This window comes from Pseudomonas sp. GM17, from assembly GCF_000282175.2.
GTDB classification, from domain to species: domain Bacteria; phylum Pseudomonadota; class Gammaproteobacteria; order Pseudomonadales; family Pseudomonadaceae; genus Aquipseudomonas; species Aquipseudomonas chlororaphis.
Map to the genome: position 1 here is coordinate 4,335,245 of NZ_CP124732.1, position 16,260 is coordinate 4,351,504.

Consider the following 16,260-nt stretch of genomic DNA (forward strand, 5'->3'; position numbering starts at 1 on the left):
GCGGCGAATCCTTCTACTGATGCACGGCGAGCTGGTAGGCCGTGTATTTACGAATGTTGATCACGCCGGTATCGAAGATCAGGTATTGGCCCTTGATCCCCAGCAGCGTGCCTTCGGCAATCGGGTTCTTGTCCAGGTTGAAGCTGACGATCTTGGCCGGGTACTGCTTGACCGGGTAGCGGATCTCGATCGGCTCGACATCGCTGACCGGTTGGATCGCCTGCAGGCCGAAGCGTTCCTGCAAGCCGCGCAGGCCCTCGGCGCAAGAAGCGAACAGCTGGTCGCGCACTTGCGCCAGGTCCACCGCCTCGGCGTCCCCCTTGAGCAAGGCGCGCCAGTTGGTCTTGTCGGCCACCTGGGTGCGGAACAGGTCCTCGACGAAACCGGACTGCTGGCGGGTCGCCACGCGCATGATCGGCAGCGCCTGACTTGCGCCCTGGTCGAGCCAGCGGGTCGGCAGCTGGGTGGCGCGGGTGATGCCGACCTTGATCCCCGACGAGTTGGCCAGGTACACCACGTGGTCGGTCATGCAGAACCGCTCGCCCCAGGACGGCTCGCGGCAGGTACCGGCGTCGTAGTGGCAGCGTTCCGGGCTCATGATGCAGATATCGCACTGGGCCAGCTTGGTCATGCACGGGTAACAGTAACCCTGGCTGAAGCTGGTCTTGGTCTTGCGCCCGCAATGGGTGCAGTGGATCGCCCCCAGGTATTCCAGGCGCACGGTGCTGCCGATCAATGGGTTGACCGGCACCTCGGTGTCGCCAAGGCGAAAGGCATACTGCACGTCCGCCCCGTCCAGGCGCGCCGACATTTTACTGATGGAGCCACGGCCGATCTCGATCAATGGATGGCATCCGACTTGAACAGGATGTTCGGCACTTCGATCGACTTCGACGCACACTCTTGCGGGCCCATGTAGCCGGTGCGCTGCTCTTCGGGCAGGTTCTGCATTTCCCAGGCGATCATCGCCTGCAGGGACAGCTCGCGCTGCTCGGCGGTGAGCTTGCGGCCATCGGACCATTTGCCGATCTCTACCGCCAGTTTCAGGCTCTGGTAGATGTCCGGGGTGATGTTTTCAATCATTTCAACAAACGACGACATAAGCGGTCTCCAGCATTAGAGGGCCAGTTTACGGCGACTGTACAAGCCGCCCAACAAACCTGTGAGGCATCCGACGAGCAACCCGCCGACGTGGGCGGCGTTGGCGATTTCACCGAAGCCGATCACCGAGATCAGCCCCGACAGACAGATCAGCAACCACACCAGCATCATCGCCAGGACTCCGCGAGGCAGGCGATAGGCCGGGTTGGGCGACAGCAACTGATAGATCCAGCAATGCCCGAGCAGGCCGTACAGCACGCCGGACAAGCCGCCGAACAGGCTCGGCCCGCTGAACAGGTATTGCGCGTAGTTCGACACCAGGCTGAACAGCAACGTCAGGCCCAGCAGGTTGATGCTGCCCTGGCGCTGTTCGATGCGCCGCCCCAGCTCCCAGTACCACATGCCGTTCATGGCGATGTGCAGGAAGCCGAAGTGGATCAGCATCGGCGTGACCAGGCGCCACCACTGCCCCGCCGCCAGGCTGTCGGCCAGGGGCGTGAACTGGATGTAGTCGCCGACCACGCGAAATTCCAGGAAGGTCAGCCAGCGCAGGGTGCCGAGGTTTTCGCCGAGCAGGGTCAGGGCTCCGACAATCAGGCTCAGCAGCAGGATCAGCGCGGTGGCCGGGCTACGGCGCAATTGCTCGACGAACCCCGGACGGCGCATGGCGGCGCCGGCCTCGGGGATGTCCAGTTGCTGCTCGGGGTCGCCCGCCGGAAACCGCTCGTACAACGAACGCACATCCTCGCTGATGGCGTCCGGCACCCAGAGCACCTGCTCCCCCGCTTCCTCGCTGACCCGGTGCGGCACCTGCATGCGCTGCAGCAGTTTGACGAAGCCACTCAGGTCCACATTCAACGGCAGACGCAATACTGCAACAGCACTCATGGCAAGGACTCCTCCGGCCGCTCGACATAGACCCAGACGAATTTATCCGGGTCCAGGCGGGTTTCCTGGTCCAGGCGGTAAGCCACCAGCTTGCCGTAGAGCACCGCGCTGTAATCCAGGCAGGCCAGGTTCGAGCGAATCGGCGCCGGTTTGCCGCTGCGCCAGTAATGGCCGACGAACAGCAGCGGCTCATCGACGCCGTAGCGCAGCAGGTTGTTTTTCTCCGCCGAGGACAGCGGCGTGCGGGCCACCGGCTCGGGCAGCGCATCGGGCTGGAACACGATGTCGCCGTAGGTCTGCGGGTCGTCTTCCCAGAACTTGGTGCGGAAGAACGAACGGGTCAGGCCATCGCCGCTGGTCATGGTCAAGCCATGGGGCAGGCGCATGTCGGTGCCGCGCAGCAGGCGGTCGAACACGTTATTGGCGAAACTGCCGGGGATCGCCGAGGCCTGAAGGAAGTGCTCGTCGATGCAGCCATCGGGGTATTGCGCCCGCAGCGGCTCGATCAGGCCGGCGTCCCAACAGGCATGCACCACGCGAAAACGCCCGGCGTCGACGAACAGCGGCATCTTGTAGAACCAGGCGAGGAAATCGTGCCAGTCGTTGGGGTACTGCTCGAATTGCGCCAGGGTCTCGTTGATCAGGCGGGCATGGCGCGGCGTGTGTTCGCGCACGAAGTGCTTGCCGCCGCCGGGCGCTGCCGGGGTGACCCAGCCCAGGGCGTTGAACTCATGGTTACCCATGACGCACAGCGCCTGGCCGGCCTCGACCATGTCGTGGACGATGTGCAAGGCTTCGCGGATCCGTGGGCCGCGGTCGATGATGTCGCCGAGGAACACCGCCATGCGCGACGAGTGCCGCCAGACGCCGCCCTGCTTGCGATAACCGAGCTTGTCCAGCAAGTGCTCAAGGGTCAGGGCGCAACCGTGCACGTCACCGATCAGGTCGTAGCTACGCGCGGGATCGAGCATCAGTCGCCTCCACCACCCAGTCGACTGCCCCAGCCGAGCTTGGTCCGGCAGACCTCGTAATAGTTGTGGTCCAGCGGGTGGATCAGGCGCAGTTTCTGGGCCTTCTTGCTGACGGTGATGGTGTCACCGGGGGCACAGGTGAAATGGTTCTGCCCGTCGCAGGAAACCTGCGGGTAGATCTGCATATCCTTGGACACGACGATTTTCAGCTCGCTGTTGCCATCGACCACGATCGGCCTTCCCGACAAGGTATGGGGGTACATCGGCACAATCACAATGGCGTCGAGCTTGGGATGCATGATCGGCCCGCCGGCGGACAAGGCGTAGGCGGTGGAGCCGGTCGGCGTGGCGACGATCAGGCCGTCGGCCTTCTGGCTGCAGACGAACTGACCGTCGATGTAGATCTCGAACTCGATCATCCGCGTCGACTTGCCCGGGTGCAGCACCACATCGTTGAGCGCATCGCCCTGGCCGATGGCTTCGGCGTGGCGCCGTACTTCGGCCTGCAGCAGGAAGCGGTTTTCCACCAGGTAATGGCCGTCGAGGACTTCGGCGACCTTGACCTCCAGCTCGTCCGGACGAATGTCGGTGAGGAAGCCCAGGCTGCCGCGGTTGATCCCCAGCACCGGGATGTTGTGGCGCGCCAGGGCACGGGCCGCGCCCAGCAGGCTGCCGTCGCCGCCGACCACGATCACCATGTCGCAGACTTCGCCCAGCAGCTTGCGCGAAGAGGTCTGCAGGCCGTGGCCGGGCAGGACTTCGGCGATGGTGTCTTCGAGGATCACATGCAGGTGGCGGGCGAGCAGAAACTTTTTCAGTCGGCGAACTGTGTCCAGCACCTGCGAACTGCCCAGGCGACCGATAATGCCGATATTGCGAAATTGCTCCATGGGGCTCCTGCAGGGGTTCTGGGACGGGCAAAGCAGAGATTATGGGCGAAAGCCGGCCATAGACAAAATCCTTTCAGCCTCGACGTTAGGCGCTATGCTCGCAGAATGATCCTGTTTCCCGGTTTGCTCGACCTCCCCCGCCAGTTGCGCCACCCCGAAGTGCGCGACCTGGCCTGGGTCATCCTCGCGCCACCGATGCTCGACGAGACGCCCTGGCCGCAGCGCCATCCACTGGCCGGCAGCGACTGGGTGCAGGCGCCGCAGCTGCTGGCGCACTGGCTGCGCCAGCTGGACCAGGACGGCCGTGCCCTGCGCCGCTGGCTGGCCCTCGGGCCGACCAAGCGCCTGGGGCTCTACTACGAACGCCTGTGGCAATTTGCCGTACAGCACGCGCCCGGTGTCGAGCTGCTGGCAGCCAACCTGCCGATCCGCCGCGCCGGCCACACCCTGGGCGAACTGGACATGCTGCTGCGCGACCGCGACGGCACTCACCACCTGGAACTGGCGATCAAGCTCTATCTCGGCCCGCAATCGGGCAACGGCGCGGACACCGCGTTATGGCTGGGCCCCGGCTGCCACGACCGCCTGGACCGCAAGCTGGCGCACCTGAACGAACACCAGTTGCCGATCTCCGCCCGGGCCGACAGCCTGGAGGTGCTGGCGGCCATGGATATCCAGGACTTCAGCGCCCACCTGTGGCTCGGCGGCTACCTGCTCTACCCCTGGCCCGGCACCACGCAACCGCCCCGCGGCGCCCACCCGCAGCACCTGCGCGGGCGTTGGCTGCATCAGCGCGACTGGCCGGCCTTTATCAATCAAAGCCCGCCCGGGCGCTGGCAACCCTTGCCGCGCCAGGCCTGGCTGGCGCCAGCGTCCTACCCGGCGGAACAAACCTGGAGCGCCCCACGGCTGCAAGCCTGGCTGGAGGAACTCGACCCGCACGCTCCGGCGCAATTGCTGGTGCGCCTGACGGAAAACCGCGCCGGCGATTGGGAAGAAGCCGAACGCCTGTTCCTGGTGGCGGACCTCTGGCCGAATGTGCCGGGGACGGGTTGAGCCGCCCTCAGAACGTCAGTCCCCTCACATCACCGACAAACGCACGGCCAGCGCCGCCAGGGTCACCAGCAGCACCGGCAGGGTCAGCACGATGCCGACCTTGAAGTAGCGGCCCCAGCCGATATGAATGTTCTTGCGCTCCAGCACATGCAGCCAGAGCAAGGTGGCCAGGCTGCCGATCGGGGTGATCTTCGGCCCCAGGTCGCTGCCGATCACGTTGGCGTAGATCATCGCGTCCTTGACCAGGCCGCTGGCCTGGCTGGCGTCGATGGACAGCGCGCCGATCAACACCGTCGGCAGGTTGTTCATGATCGATGACAAGACCGCGGTCAGCAGCCCCGTGCCCATGGCCGCGCCCCAGATGCCGTAGTCGGCGAAGCGGTCGAGCCAGCCGGCCAGGTGCGTGGTCAGCCCGGCATTGCGCAGGCCATACACCACCAGGTACATGCCGAGGGAGAAGATCACGATCTGCCACGGCGCTTCCTTGAGCACCTTGCGCGTGGAAATCTTGTGGCCCCTGGCCGCGATGCCCAGCAGCAGGGCCGCGCACACCGCCGAAATCGCGCTGATGGGAATGCCCAGCGGCTCCAGGGCAAAACACCCCAGCAGCAGGATGACCAGCACCCACCAGCCGGCGATAAAGGTGGCCTTGTCGTGGATCGCGCTGGCCGGCTGTGCCAGCTCTTCGGGGTCGTAGGCCTGCGGAATGTCGCGGCGGAAGAACCACAGCAACACCGCCAGGGTCGCCGCCACGCTGACCAGGTTCACCGGCAGCATCACCGCGGCGTACTGGTTGAAGCCGATGTTGAAGAAGTCCGCGGAAACGATGTTCACCAGGTTCGACACCACCAGCGGCAGGCTCGCGGTATCGGCGATAAACCCGGCGCCCATGACGAACGCCAGGGTCGCCGCCCGGGAGAAGCGCAACGCCAGCAGCATGGAAATCACGATCGGCGTGAGAATCAGCGCCGCCCCATCGTTGGCGAACAGCGCCGACACCAGCGCCCCCAGCAACACCATGAAGGCAAACAGCCTGCGTCCGCTGCCCTGCCCCCAGCGCGCGACATGCAAGGCGGCCCAGGCGAAAAACCCGGCCTCGTCGAGCAGCAGGCTGATGATGATCAAGGCGACGAAGGTGCCGGTGGCGTTCCAGATGATCTGCCAGACCACCGGGATATCCGTCAGCTGCACCACCCCGAACAGCAACGCCAGCACCGCGCCGAACACCGCGCTCCAGCCCACGCCGAGGCCCTTGGGCTGCCAGATCACCAGGGTAATGGTCAGCAGGAAAATCAATGAAGCAGTCAGCATGCCGGGCAGCCTTGAGCAGGAAAAGTGAAGGTGATGAGAATTCAGCAGCAGCGCACGGGGCGATCGATCATGGTCTGCAGGCGTTGCAGGTCAGCCTGCAGCCAGGGGCTGTTGGCCTGCAGCGTGTCCTGCAGCAGGGTGGTCACCCAGGGGGCCAACTGCGGGTGCAGCCGGTAATAGATCCATTGCCCCTGGCGGCGGTCGGCCAGCAGGCCGCAACTGCGCAACAGCGCCAGGTGCCGGGAGATCTTCGGCTGGCTCTGGCCCAGGGCGGCGGTCAGCTCGCAGACACACAACTCGCCTTCGCGGGTCACGAGCAAGGCGATGCGGCTGCGGGTTTCGTCGGCAAGCGCCTTGAACAGCTCGGCGGGATTGAGAGAGTCGGACACCAGGGCCACTCCAGGCATTGGGAGCGGCGAATATATGAATATTCAGATATGCGGTAAAGCGCTTTTACCATGGCAAGCGGAATATCCATCACCCACGGGAGCCGGTCGGCCGGCTCCCGCGGTAGCAGGATCAGAGCTTTTTATGCTGCTCGACCCACTGGGCGTAGGCATTGATGAAGTTCTGCAGGAACGGCTTGACCGACTCGGACAGCTTGCCCGCCTCGTCGAAGGCCGAACCGGCGCCGCTCAGGTAGGCTTCCGGCTGCTGCATGCATGGCACATTGAGGAACACCAGGGACTGGCGCAGATGATGGTTGGCGCCAAAACCGCCGATGGCGCCCGGGGATGCGCTGATCACTGCCCCCGGCTTGCCGCTCCAGGCGCTCTTGCCGTAGGGGCGCGACCCCACGTCGATGGCGTTTTTCATCGGCGCGGGAACCGAGCGGTTGTATTCCGGAGTGACGAACAGTACGGCGTCGGCTGCACTCACCTGTTCACGGAAAGTCCTGTAGGCTGCCGGTGGATCCACATCGATGTCTTCGTTGTAAAGCGGCAGATCACCGATCTCGACAATCTTCAGCCGCAGGTTGGCCGGCGCCAGTTCCGCCAGGGCCAGCGCCACTTTCCGGTTGATCGAGGCCTTTCTCAGGCTGCCCACCAGCACTGCAATCGTGTAGACGTTGCTCATAGCGAATTCCCGACTTCTGGTTGAGGAGGCTGGTAGTTATAGATGATCCACCCCGCCCACAGCCACCCACCGAAGGAAGTTCCGTGAGCTTTTCCAGGCTTCACGCTGCTGTACGCCAGCTGCAATCAGGGCCGCGGACTATTTTTTTTCCGCCGCTAAACTTAGTTCGCCCAGGCACGGTCTACAGGACCGCAAATTGAGTGTTTTATCTCCAGAGGCTCTAAAGATGGCAGCAGTACTCGTCGGACAATTTCATGCAAGGGACGCGGAAGGCCGTGTCTATTCGGTGCATGAGTTCCAGGAATCCACCCCCTCGCCAGAGGGCATCGCCGGCTCGGAGCCTGTCACCACCTATCGCCTGGCCATTGGCGATCGCGTCAACAAAATGGACGACAACCAGTTCCTCCTCGTGCAATCGGGCATCACCCTCATTCGCGAACCCGAGACCCTCCTTCCTTCATAACGTACCGTTATGAGCAGAAGTCATAGGCGCGGACATGGGTTAGGATTCAGTGTGAATCCCCCACCGGCTGGACATGGACTTCAAGCATGCGTTTACGTCATATCGAAGTGATTCAGGCGCTCCTGCAAACCGGACACCTGGGCACGGCCGCCGAGCTGCTGCAATTGCCGGTGGCCGAGGTGGAAACGATCCTGCGCGACGCCGAAAGCCAATCGGGCTTCATGCTCTTCGCCAGTGTTCGCGGACGCCTGCAAGCCACCCGCGAGGCCCGCGAGCTACAGCCGGCGATCGCCACCCTGTATGACGCCTTCGAACCGGTGCAACGCCTGGCCGACAGCCTGAAGCAATACCAGGCGCCGCCCTTGCGCATCATCGGCACCCCGCCCCTGGCCCAGCAGCTGTTGCCGCAGAGCATCGCCGCCCTGCGCCGGCGTTTTCCCGACACCCCGTGCCACCTCGCCAGCCAGGCCACCCGCGACATGGTCAAGAGCCTGCTGCTGCGCGAAGGCGACCTGGGCCTGAGCCTGCACAACCCCGATCACCCCGATATCCAGTGCGTGGCCCTGGCCCAGGGCAAGCTGCAATTGCTGGCGCCCCACGGCTGGCTGCAACCGAAGCAGAAGTACATTTCCCTGCAGGACCTGGCGGGCCAGGCCATGGTCGGCCTGGAAGGCCAGGACCCGCTGAGCGTGGCCCTGGACAGCAAGCTGCAGAACCTGCGCCCGAGCCCGACCATCCACACCCGGGTGCAAACCCACCAGATGATGCGCAGCATGGTCGAGGCCGGCGAAGGCCTGGCGATTGTCGACCCCTTCACCGCCCTCGGGGCGCGCGAAGGCGGGTTGGACGTCTGCCCGCTGTCGCCACCGATCCCGGTCACCCTCTATGCGCTGACCCGCGGCGGCAGTCCATCCTCGCCAACCCTGGAAGCGCTGCTGGAAACCCTCACGGAAAAGGCTGAAGGGATGCTGGCCGGCTAGGCCCCGGCTTGCCGCGCCAGCTCGTCGTTGAACAGCCGATACCAGAAAATCGCCACCTCGGCCGTGGTCGGATCGATCCCGCGGTAACGCAGGTGATCGATGCCGCCGACCACATAACCGCAGCGCTCGTACAAGCGGCAGGCCCCCAGGTTATTGTTCTGGGTCTCGAGCATGATGCCCGGCAGTTTTTTCTTGCGGCTCCAGAACTGCGCCACATCCAGCAAGGCCTTGGCCACCCCGTGGCGCCGCGCCGGCGCGTGCACCGCCAGCTCGTCGATATGGGCGTAGCCGTTCCAGTTGGTGCTGACCACCACATGGCCGACCGGCTCGTCGTCCAGGTAGGCCATGAACACCGCGCTGTCGGCGGCATCGCGATAGCTGCTGAACTCTTCGGGGTCGATGCCGTAGCACTTGCGGTACGGGGTAATGGGGTGCAACGGCCACTTGGCCACCACCTGCTCGCTCTGTGCCTGGGCATAGGCGCTGACTTCGAAGCTGAAATCGCTGCCCCAGACATACGCGGCGAAACCGTCGTCGGCAACGCGCACCGACAGGCCGGGGTACTTGGGATTGATCATTGGCTGCATAGCGGGAAACGTCCTCAAACCTTGATGCAATCGACGGTGTACTGCCGCCCATTGCCTTCGTCTTCATGCTGCAATCCATGCACATCCGCGACAAAGCCGGGAAAGCTGCTATCGAACGTACGGGCGAAAGCCAGGTAATCGATGATCGAGCGGGTCGACTCGGTGAAGCGCTCGCCCGGCATGATCAGGGGAATACCCGGCGGGTACGGCACCAGCATCACCGCCGCCACCCGCCCGGCGAGGGCATCGATGGACACGGCCTCGACCTCGCCCCGCACCAACTGATCGTAGGCGTCGGCGGGCTTCATCGCCACCTCCGGCAGCACGGTGTACATGCGCTTGAGGTGCTTGGCCGTGGCATTGCTGCGGTAGCAGGCATGCAACTGATCGCACAGATCGTGCAGGCCCATGCCCTGGTAGCGCGCCATGTCCTGCTGGGCGATGCTCGGCAGGCAGGCGGCGAGGCTGACGTTGGCGTCGTAGTTGCGCTTGAACTCCAGCAACTCGGTCAGCAGGGTGCTCCACTTGCCTTTGGTGATGCCCATGGAAAACAGCACCAGGAACGAATACAGGCCGGTCTTTTCCACCACCAGGCCGCGCTCCCAGAGAAACTTGCTGACCACCGCCGCCGGGATCCCGCGCTCGCTCAGGGCACCGCCGGCGGTAAGCCCGGGCATCACCAGGGTGACCTTGATCGGGTCCAGCAGCACATAGTCGTCGGTCACCCCGGCGAACCCGTGCCACTCGCCTTCCGGCTCCAGCAGCCAGTCCGCGGTGCTGACCCGGTCGATGCCTTCCACCCGCTCCGGCTGCCAGATGGAAAACCACCAGTCGTCCGCGGCAATGTGCTGGCGCAGGTTGGCCAGGGCCCGGCGAAAGCTCAGGGCCTCGTCGAACATTTCCTGCAGCAGCGAGCGCCCCGCCGGCCCCTCCATCATCGCCGAGGCCACGTCCAGCGAGGCGATGATGCTGTACTGCGGCGAGGTGGAGATGTGCATCATGAAGGCTTCGTTGAAGCGGTCGCGGTCCAGCTGCCGGGCGCCGCCGTCCTGCACATGGATCATCGAGGCCTGGCTGAAGGCCGCCAGCAGCTTGTGGGTGGAATGGGTGGTGAACACCAGCGGGCTGTCGGCGCTGCGCGAGGTGCCCATGCCGTAACGCCCCTCGAAGAACTCATGGAAGGCCGCGTAGGCGTACCAGGCCTCGTCGAAATGCAGCACTTCGACGCTGTTGCCCAGGCTCTGCTTGATCAGCTCGGCGTTGTAGCAAAGGCCGTCGTAGGTCGAGTTGGTGACCACCGCCAGCTTGACCTTGGGCGGCCGGCCCTGGGTCAGCGGGTTGGCGTCGATCTTGGCCTGGATCGACTCGCGGCTGAATTCGCTCAGGGGGATCGGGCCGATGATCCCCAGCTCGTTGCGCTCCGGACAGAGGAACAGCGGGATGGCGCCGGTCATGATGATCGAGTGCAGCACCGACTTGTGGCAGTTGCGATCCACCAGCACCAGGTCATCGCGACCGACCATGGAGTGCCAGACGATCTTGTTGGCGGTCGAGGTGCCGTTGATCACGAAGAAGGTGTGGTCGGCGCCGAAATTGCGCGCCGCCCGCGCCTCGGCTTCCGCCAGGGGCCCGGTGTGATCGAGCAGCGAACCCAGCTCCGGGACCGACACCGACAGGTCCGAACGCAGGGTGTTTTCGCCGAAGAACTGGTGGAACGCCTGGCCCACCGGGCTTTTGCGATAGGCCACACCACCGCCGTGCCCCGGGGTGTGCCAGGAATAGTTGGAGTCCGCCGTGTGCTGCACCAGCGCCTTGAAGAATGGCGGCAACAGGCCATCGAGGTAATTGCGCGCCGCCCGCGCCACCTGGCGCGCCAGGAACGGCACCGTGTCTTCGAACAGGTAAAGAATGCCGCGCAGCTGATTGAGTTCGCTCATGGCGTCGGCCGGGGCATTTTCCAGGGTCACCTGCTCGCCCAGGGCGAAGATCGGCAGGTTCGGCGCGCGCACCCGGGCCAGACGGATCAGCTCCACCATGTTCTGCAGCAAGTGGGTGTTTTCCCCGGCGCCTTCGGCGGCGATCAGCATGCAGGCCAGGCCGTGATGGGTCGAGGCCACCAGGCGCCCTTCGGCGTAGTCCACCGCGGAAAAGATGCTGAAGCCTTCCTGCTCCAGCTCCCTGGCGATCCCCCGCACCCGGTCGCCGGCGACGGTGTCGGCCTTGATGTCGCGATGCACGATAAGGACGGGGAATTTCAGGTCTTTGTACATGGCACCAGGCATCCTGAGGCGGCGGACAAGGGTCCGCCAATCACCTCAGGGTAGAAGCTCGGGGGCCGGCGCGGAACCCCGTCAACGACCTCCTGTAACAAAAGGTCGCCCACGAACAACTACTGCTGCTGGGCCTTGGCTTCGGCCAGCTGGGTCCAGAGCGCCGGGGCACCGGCGGATTTGGCGATGATCTCGAGACGCACCTGGTGCTCGACCAGTTCGGCTTCGCTGGCACGAATGACCCGCCCGCGCTGGCGATCCGCCGACAGACGCCGGATTTCGCTGGCACTGTTGCCCGAACCTTCGCTGCCGTTGCCGTCCGAGGCGTTGCCGGCCAGGGACAGGCTGGTCTGGCCGCCGGTCATGGTCAGGTAGACGTCGGCGAGAATCTCCGAGTCGAGCAAGGCGCCGTGCAGTTCGCGGCCGGAGTTGTCGACGTCATAGCGCTTGCACAAGGCATCGAGGCTGTTGCGCTGGCCGGGGTGGCGTTCCCGGGCCATCAACAGGGTGTCGAGGATGGTGCAGTGCTGGGTGATGTCGGCGCGGTCGTGGCGGCCCATCAGGACGAATTCGTTGTTGATGAAGCCAACGTCGAACGCCGCGTTGTGGATGATCAGCTGCGCGCCCTGGATGAACTCGAAGAACTCGTCGGCGACTTCGGCGAAGCGCGGCTTGCCCACCAGGAACTCGTTGGTGATGCCGTGAACGCCGATCGCGCCCTCGTCGCTCTCGCGATCCGGCTGCAGGTAGACGTGGAAATGCCGACCGGTCAGGCGCCGTCCCATCAACTCGACGCAACCGATTTCAATGATCCGGTGGCCGTCGGTCACCGGCATGCCGGTGGTTTCGGTATCGAGTACAACAGATCTGTTGGCCATCAGGGGTCAATTCTCAACGGTGGAAGTCTTTCAAGGCGCGGGATTTTAGCACGCTCTCGCGGCATGGCACGCATGGCGGATTCTCCTGGCCCCGGCGTGCGCAGTTTTTAACAATCATTCGCAAAGCTCATGCAGTTCGCAGCGTGGCGGCTTGTTAGGGTGCCCGACGATATTTTCAACGGACCTCGCCCTGTTATGACCCCCTGCAAAACCCGCCTGACCTTGCTGCTCTGCGCCTGCCTGTTCGCCGACATCGGCCAGGCCACCAGCCTGGTGATCAGCACCGACATCACCATGAGCCTGGCCTTGAGCACAACCGAAGGCAGTTCGAAAGCCACCAGCTCCTTCAAGGACGACAAACTCGTGCTCGCCGCCAGGACCGATGCCGCGGCCTTTGTCGCCAGCGCCGGCGAGATCCGCGGCGCCCAGCTGGAAGCGGCCATGCGGCACATTCGCCAGACACTCGGCAACCCACGATACTCCGACCTGCAACTGGCCAGCGCCATCCTCACCCTTTGACCGTCCCGGAACAGGATCACTAATTCACCCCGCGCATTACGCGTTTCTTTAACTGAGCGAGGTCATTGCGCTACCGTACGGCCCACTCAGGCGGGCGGGGGCTGGCCCCCGGCCTTGCGCTCATTTCCAGGAAACCGCCCTCCCATGCTCGAGACTCGACAGATGCTCCCACTGCTGCTGGCCGCGGCCTTCATCAGTGGCTGTTCTTCCCTTCCGGCAACCGACAGCGACGCCGGGCCACGACCGTTGATCGTCGCCCATCGCGCCGGCGCCGCGGACTTTCCCGAGAACACCCTGCTGGCCATCGACAACGCCCTGCGCAACGGCGTCGACATGCTCTGGCTGACGGTGCAACTGAGCCGCGACGGCGTACCGGTGCTGTATCGACCGGCGGACCTGAGCGCCAATACCCCGGCCTCCGGCGCGGTCAGCGAGAAAACCCTGGCGCAGTTGCAAACACTGAATGCCGGCTGGAACTTCAAACAGACTGCGGCCGATGGCCAGGTGACCTTTCCCTATCGCTCCCAGGCGGTGACCATCCCCTCATTGCAACAGGCGCTGGCGGCGATCCCCGGCTCGGTGCCGGTCATTCTCGATATGAAGGCCCTGCCCGCCGCGCCCCAGGCCAAGGCGGTCGCCCAGGTGCTGGAGCAGCTGCATGCCTGGAACCGGGTGCTGATCTACTCCACCGATGCCAGCTACCAGCAGGCGTTCGCGCACTATCCGCAGGCGCGGCTGTTCGAGTCCCGGGACAACACCCGGGATCGACTGGCCAGCGTCGCCCTGGCCCACAGCTGCACGGCGCCGCCGGCGCCAGACAGTTGGGTGGCCTTCGAGTACCGGCGCCCGGTGCAACTGGTCGAGGCCTTCACCCTGGGCGAGGCCCGCTCCAAGGTCGATGCCCGGCTGTGGACGCCCGCCGCGGTGGATTGCTTCCAGTCCCGGGGCAAGGTGCGGATGCTGGCGATCGGGATCAATACGGCCGAGGATTACCAGGCGGCCGCCTGCCTGAAGATGGACGCGGTGCTGGTGGATTCGCCCCGCGCGATGCGGGAAGTGAAGCAGCGGCTCGAACGGCCGCTGCGCTGCAACTGACTACAAGCTCAACGCATCAGGCCTGCTTGTAACCGCGCACCTCGTCGACGCCGCGGTTGGCCAGTTGGTCGGCCCGTTCGTTGCCGTGGTGGCCGGTATGGCCGCGCACCCATTTCCAGGTGACCTGGTGACGGTTGACCTGCTCATCGAGCTGCTGCCACAGGTCGGCGTTTTTCACCGGCTCCTTGGCCGCGGTTTTCCAACCGCGCTTTTTCCAGTTGGCCATCCACTCGTTGATGCCCTTCATCACGTACTGCGAGTCGGTGACCAGCACCACCTGGCACTCGCGCTTGAGCTCTTCCAGACCGCGGATCGCCGCCATCAGCTCCATGCGGTTGTTGGTGGTGTTGGCCTCGCCGCCCCAGAGTTCCTTCTCCACGCCCTTGAACACCAGCAGTGCGCCCCAGCCTCCCGGGCCAGGATTGCCCTTGCAGGCGCCGTCGGTGAAGATTTCTACGCTATCGCTCATGCCAGACTTCCAATCGAAAATACCTGTGGCTTGCCGATCGTCGATCGACAACGCCCAAGCCGGGCAGGTTCGGCCCGGCTGAATTAAAGAGGGGGTTCGCTGTGCCGGCGGTTGACCTTGGCCATCGGCAGCGGCACCAGCTTGCCCATCGGCTCGCGGCGTACCTGGCGCACCGGGCGCAGGCCGACCACTATCTTGCGCGCCACCAGCAGGTAGAAGCCGCCGCCGGACAGTTGCCAGTCCCCGGCCTTGCGCTCCCAGCCGGCCAACCGAGCCTGCCAGGCCGCCGAGGCAAGCGGCGGACGATAGCACCCGAAGCGGCGTTTCTCCAGCGCGAAGCCCAGCAGGTTCAACCAGTCGGCGACCCGCGACGGGGAAATGCAGCGCGCCTTGCGCAAGGCGTCATGGGCGAACGCATGCCGCAGGCCCCAGCTGCTCCAGGGATTGATACCGACGATCAACAGATGCCCGCCCGGTCGCACGGCGCTGGCGGCTTCGCGCAGCAGGCCGTGGGGCGACAGGCAGAAATCCAGGCCGTGCTGCAGCACCACCACATCGGCAGCATGCTCGCTGAGCGGCCAGGCCTGCTCCTCGCAGACGATCTCGACGCCGGGCAGCGGCGCGCCCAGGCGGACATTGCGCTGCACCTGGGGCGCCGCCGGCGGGGTTTGCGCCGATGGGCCGTAATGCACCAGGTAGCCGCCGAAGAAGCGCCCCAGCTCGTCGTCGAGCATGCGCCGTTCTTCATCCAGCAGAAATTGCCCCAGTGGCCCGGACAGCCACTCACGGGCGGCACTGATCAGGGCCAGCCAGTCAGGATCGGCCTGAGCGAACGCTTTATCGGTCATTGCATTCTCCAACCCGCCAAGAAGTTCTAAGATGCGCCAATGTTTTCCGCTTGGCGACTCCAACGATGATACAGATCAGTGCCCTGCCCGCGTTCACCGATAACTACATCTGGTTGTTACAGGACCACAGCCATCAGCGTTGCGCAGTGGTCGACCCGGGTGACGCCGCACCGGTGCAGGCCTGGCTCGCCGAGCATCCGGGCTGGGTGCTGAGCGATATCCTGGTGACCCATCACCACCACGACCATGTCGGCGGTGTCGAACAGCTGAAAAAAACCAGCGGCGCCAAGGTCTGGGGCCCGGCCAACGAAAATATCCCGGGGCGCGACGTGGCCCTGAACGACAACGATCGGGCCAGCATCCTTGGCTGGGACTTCGACGTCTACGCGGTGCCCGGGCACACCCTGGGGCATATTGCCTACTACCATCACGGCCTGCTGTTTTGCGGCGACACCCTGTTCGCCGCCGGTTGCGGGCGCCTGTTCGAGGGCACGCCGGAGCAAATGCACCATTCGCTGAGCCGCCTGGCCGCGTTGCCCGCGGACACCCTGGTGTACTGCACTCACGAATACACCTTGAGCAACCTGCGTTTTGCCCAGGCGGTGGAACCGGATAACCCGGACATCGCCGAGCGCCTGCGCAAAGTCAGCGAACTGCGGGAAAACGGCCGCATGACCCTGCCCTCCACCCTGGCCCTGGAAAAGCTCACCAATCCTTTCCTGCGTACCGGTGAAACATCCGTTAAACAAAAAGCGGACGAACGGAATGGCCTCGATAACCGGGCCCAGAGTGCGGTTTTTGCTGCCTTGCGGGCTTGGAAAGATAAGTTCTAAGCAGGTTGCGGGTTGGTACGAAAA

General features: G+C 64.6%; 19 protein-coding genes. 6 read left to right on the forward strand and 13 right to left on the reverse strand.

Annotation, left to right across the window (positions count from 1 at the left end; all coding sequences use genetic code 11):
- Positions 1–13 precede the first annotated feature (13 nt).
- Genes PMI20_RS19490 through PMI20_RS19510 form a run of 5 tightly spaced genes read right to left on the reverse strand, consistent with a single transcriptional unit; the run spans position 14 to position 3,850 of the window.
- Complete coding sequence (locus PMI20_RS19490) at positions 14–844, reverse strand: DUF2797 domain-containing protein (RefSeq protein ID WP_007920904.1); 831 nt, start codon at positions 842–844, stop codon at positions 14–16.
- On the reverse strand, positions 841–1,101 hold the full coding sequence (locus tag PMI20_RS19495) for a YeaC family protein (protein WP_007920905.1): 261 nt from the start codon (positions 1,099–1,101) through the stop codon (positions 841–843). The genes PMI20_RS19490 and PMI20_RS19495 overlap by 4 nt, the downstream gene beginning before the upstream one ends.
- Positions 1,102–1,116: 15 nt before the next feature.
- Positions 1,117–1,989 carry a rhomboid family intramembrane serine protease gene (locus PMI20_RS19500; protein WP_007920906.1) on the reverse strand — a complete coding sequence of 291 codons (873 nt, stop codon included), beginning with the start codon at positions 1,987–1,989 and terminating at the stop codon, positions 1,117–1,119.
- Positions 1,986–2,963: a metallophosphoesterase gene (locus tag PMI20_RS19505; RefSeq protein ID WP_493185314.1), complete on the reverse strand. Its 978-nt coding sequence runs from the start codon at positions 2,961–2,963 to the stop codon at positions 1,986–1,988. The genes PMI20_RS19500 and PMI20_RS19505 overlap by 4 nt, the downstream gene beginning before the upstream one ends.
- Complete coding sequence (locus tag PMI20_RS19510; RefSeq protein WP_007920913.1) at positions 2,960–3,850, reverse strand: NAD(+) kinase; 891 nt, start codon at positions 3,848–3,850, stop codon at positions 2,960–2,962. The genes PMI20_RS19505 and PMI20_RS19510 overlap by 4 nt, the downstream gene beginning before the upstream one ends.
- A gap of 105 nt (positions 3,851–3,955) precedes the next feature.
- Here PMI20_RS19510 and PMI20_RS19515 point away from each other — a divergent pair, with 105 nt between their 5' ends.
- Entirely contained in the window at positions 3,956–4,906 is a 951-nt protein-coding gene (locus tag PMI20_RS19515) for a DUF1853 family protein (RefSeq protein ID WP_007920915.1), read from the forward strand.
- 24 nt (positions 4,907–4,930) lie between these two features.
- Here PMI20_RS19515 and PMI20_RS19520 read toward each other — a convergent pair whose 3' ends face one another.
- The 3 genes from PMI20_RS19520 to PMI20_RS19530 all read right to left on the reverse strand — a co-directional run bounded on the left by PMI20_RS19520 (position 4,931) and on the right by PMI20_RS19530 (position 7,294).
- Positions 4,931–6,217, reverse strand: coding sequence for an arsenic transporter (locus tag PMI20_RS19520; protein ID WP_007920917.1), 1,287 nt, complete (start codon positions 6,215–6,217; stop codon positions 4,931–4,933).
- 41 nt (positions 6,218–6,258) lie between these two features.
- Positions 6,259–6,606 carry a metalloregulator ArsR/SmtB family transcription factor gene (locus tag PMI20_RS19525; RefSeq protein ID WP_037033643.1) on the reverse strand — a complete coding sequence of 116 codons (348 nt, stop codon included), beginning with the start codon at positions 6,604–6,606 and terminating at the stop codon, positions 6,259–6,261.
- A gap of 130 nt (positions 6,607–6,736) precedes the next feature.
- Positions 6,737–7,294, reverse strand: coding sequence for an NADPH-dependent FMN reductase (locus PMI20_RS19530; RefSeq protein WP_007920924.1), 558 nt, complete (start codon positions 7,292–7,294; stop codon positions 6,737–6,739).
- A 226-nt stretch (positions 7,295–7,520) separates the two neighbouring features.
- Between PMI20_RS19530 and PMI20_RS19535 the strand changes: the two genes are divergently transcribed.
- Entirely contained in the window at positions 7,521–7,757 is a 237-nt protein-coding gene (locus tag PMI20_RS19535; RefSeq protein WP_007920925.1) for a hypothetical protein, read from the forward strand.
- 86 nt (positions 7,758–7,843) lie between these two features.
- Positions 7,844–8,737, forward strand: coding sequence for a LysR substrate-binding domain-containing protein (locus PMI20_RS19540; RefSeq protein WP_007920927.1), 894 nt, complete (start codon positions 7,844–7,846; stop codon positions 8,735–8,737).
- On the opposite strand, the gene PMI20_RS19545 is transcribed toward PMI20_RS19540, so the two are convergent.
- The 3 genes from PMI20_RS19545 to dnaQ form a co-directional block, all read right to left on the reverse strand.
- The gene (locus tag PMI20_RS19545) at positions 8,734–9,324 is read right to left on the reverse strand and encodes a GNAT family N-acetyltransferase (protein ID WP_007920929.1); all 591 of its coding nucleotides are present in this window, start codon (positions 9,322–9,324) and stop codon (positions 8,734–8,736) included. The genes PMI20_RS19540 and PMI20_RS19545 overlap by 4 nt on opposite strands.
- A 14-nt stretch (positions 9,325–9,338) precedes the next feature.
- Positions 9,339–11,594, reverse strand: a complete 2,256-nt coding sequence (locus PMI20_RS19550; protein WP_007920932.1) for an Orn/Lys/Arg family decarboxylase — start codon at positions 11,592–11,594, stop codon at positions 9,339–9,341.
- Positions 11,595–11,713: 119 nt separating this feature from the next.
- Positions 11,714–12,472: a DNA polymerase III subunit epsilon gene (dnaQ, locus tag PMI20_RS19555; protein WP_007920934.1), complete on the reverse strand. Its 759-nt coding sequence runs from the start codon at positions 12,470–12,472 to the stop codon at positions 11,714–11,716.
- 195 nt (positions 12,473–12,667) lie between these two features.
- Here dnaQ and PMI20_RS19560 point away from each other — a divergent pair, with 195 nt between their 5' ends.
- On the forward strand, positions 12,668–12,991 hold the full coding sequence (locus PMI20_RS19560; protein ID WP_007920935.1) for a DUF2388 domain-containing protein: 324 nt from the start codon (positions 12,668–12,670) through the stop codon (positions 12,989–12,991).
- A gap of 144 nt (positions 12,992–13,135) precedes the next feature.
- Positions 13,136–14,086, forward strand: a complete 951-nt coding sequence (locus PMI20_RS19565) for a glycerophosphodiester phosphodiesterase family protein (protein WP_007920940.1) — start codon at positions 13,136–13,138, stop codon at positions 14,084–14,086.
- Between the two features lie 16 nt (positions 14,087–14,102).
- On the opposite strand, the gene rnhA is transcribed toward PMI20_RS19565, so the two are convergent.
- Both rnhA and PMI20_RS19575 read right to left on the reverse strand, forming a co-directional pair.
- The gene (rnhA, locus tag PMI20_RS19570; RefSeq protein ID WP_007920943.1) at positions 14,103–14,555 is read right to left on the reverse strand and encodes a ribonuclease HI; all 453 of its coding nucleotides are present in this window, start codon (positions 14,553–14,555) and stop codon (positions 14,103–14,105) included.
- An 83-nt stretch (positions 14,556–14,638) separates the two neighbouring features.
- Complete coding sequence (locus PMI20_RS19575) at positions 14,639–15,403, reverse strand: class I SAM-dependent methyltransferase (RefSeq protein WP_007920945.1); 765 nt, start codon at positions 15,401–15,403, stop codon at positions 14,639–14,641.
- A 65-nt stretch (positions 15,404–15,468) separates the two neighbouring features.
- Here PMI20_RS19575 and gloB point away from each other — a divergent pair, with 65 nt between their 5' ends.
- The gene (gene gloB / locus PMI20_RS19580; RefSeq protein ID WP_007920947.1) at positions 15,469–16,236 is read left to right on the forward strand and encodes a hydroxyacylglutathione hydrolase; all 768 of its coding nucleotides are present in this window, start codon (positions 15,469–15,471) and stop codon (positions 16,234–16,236) included.
- Positions 16,237–16,260 lie beyond the last annotated feature (24 nt).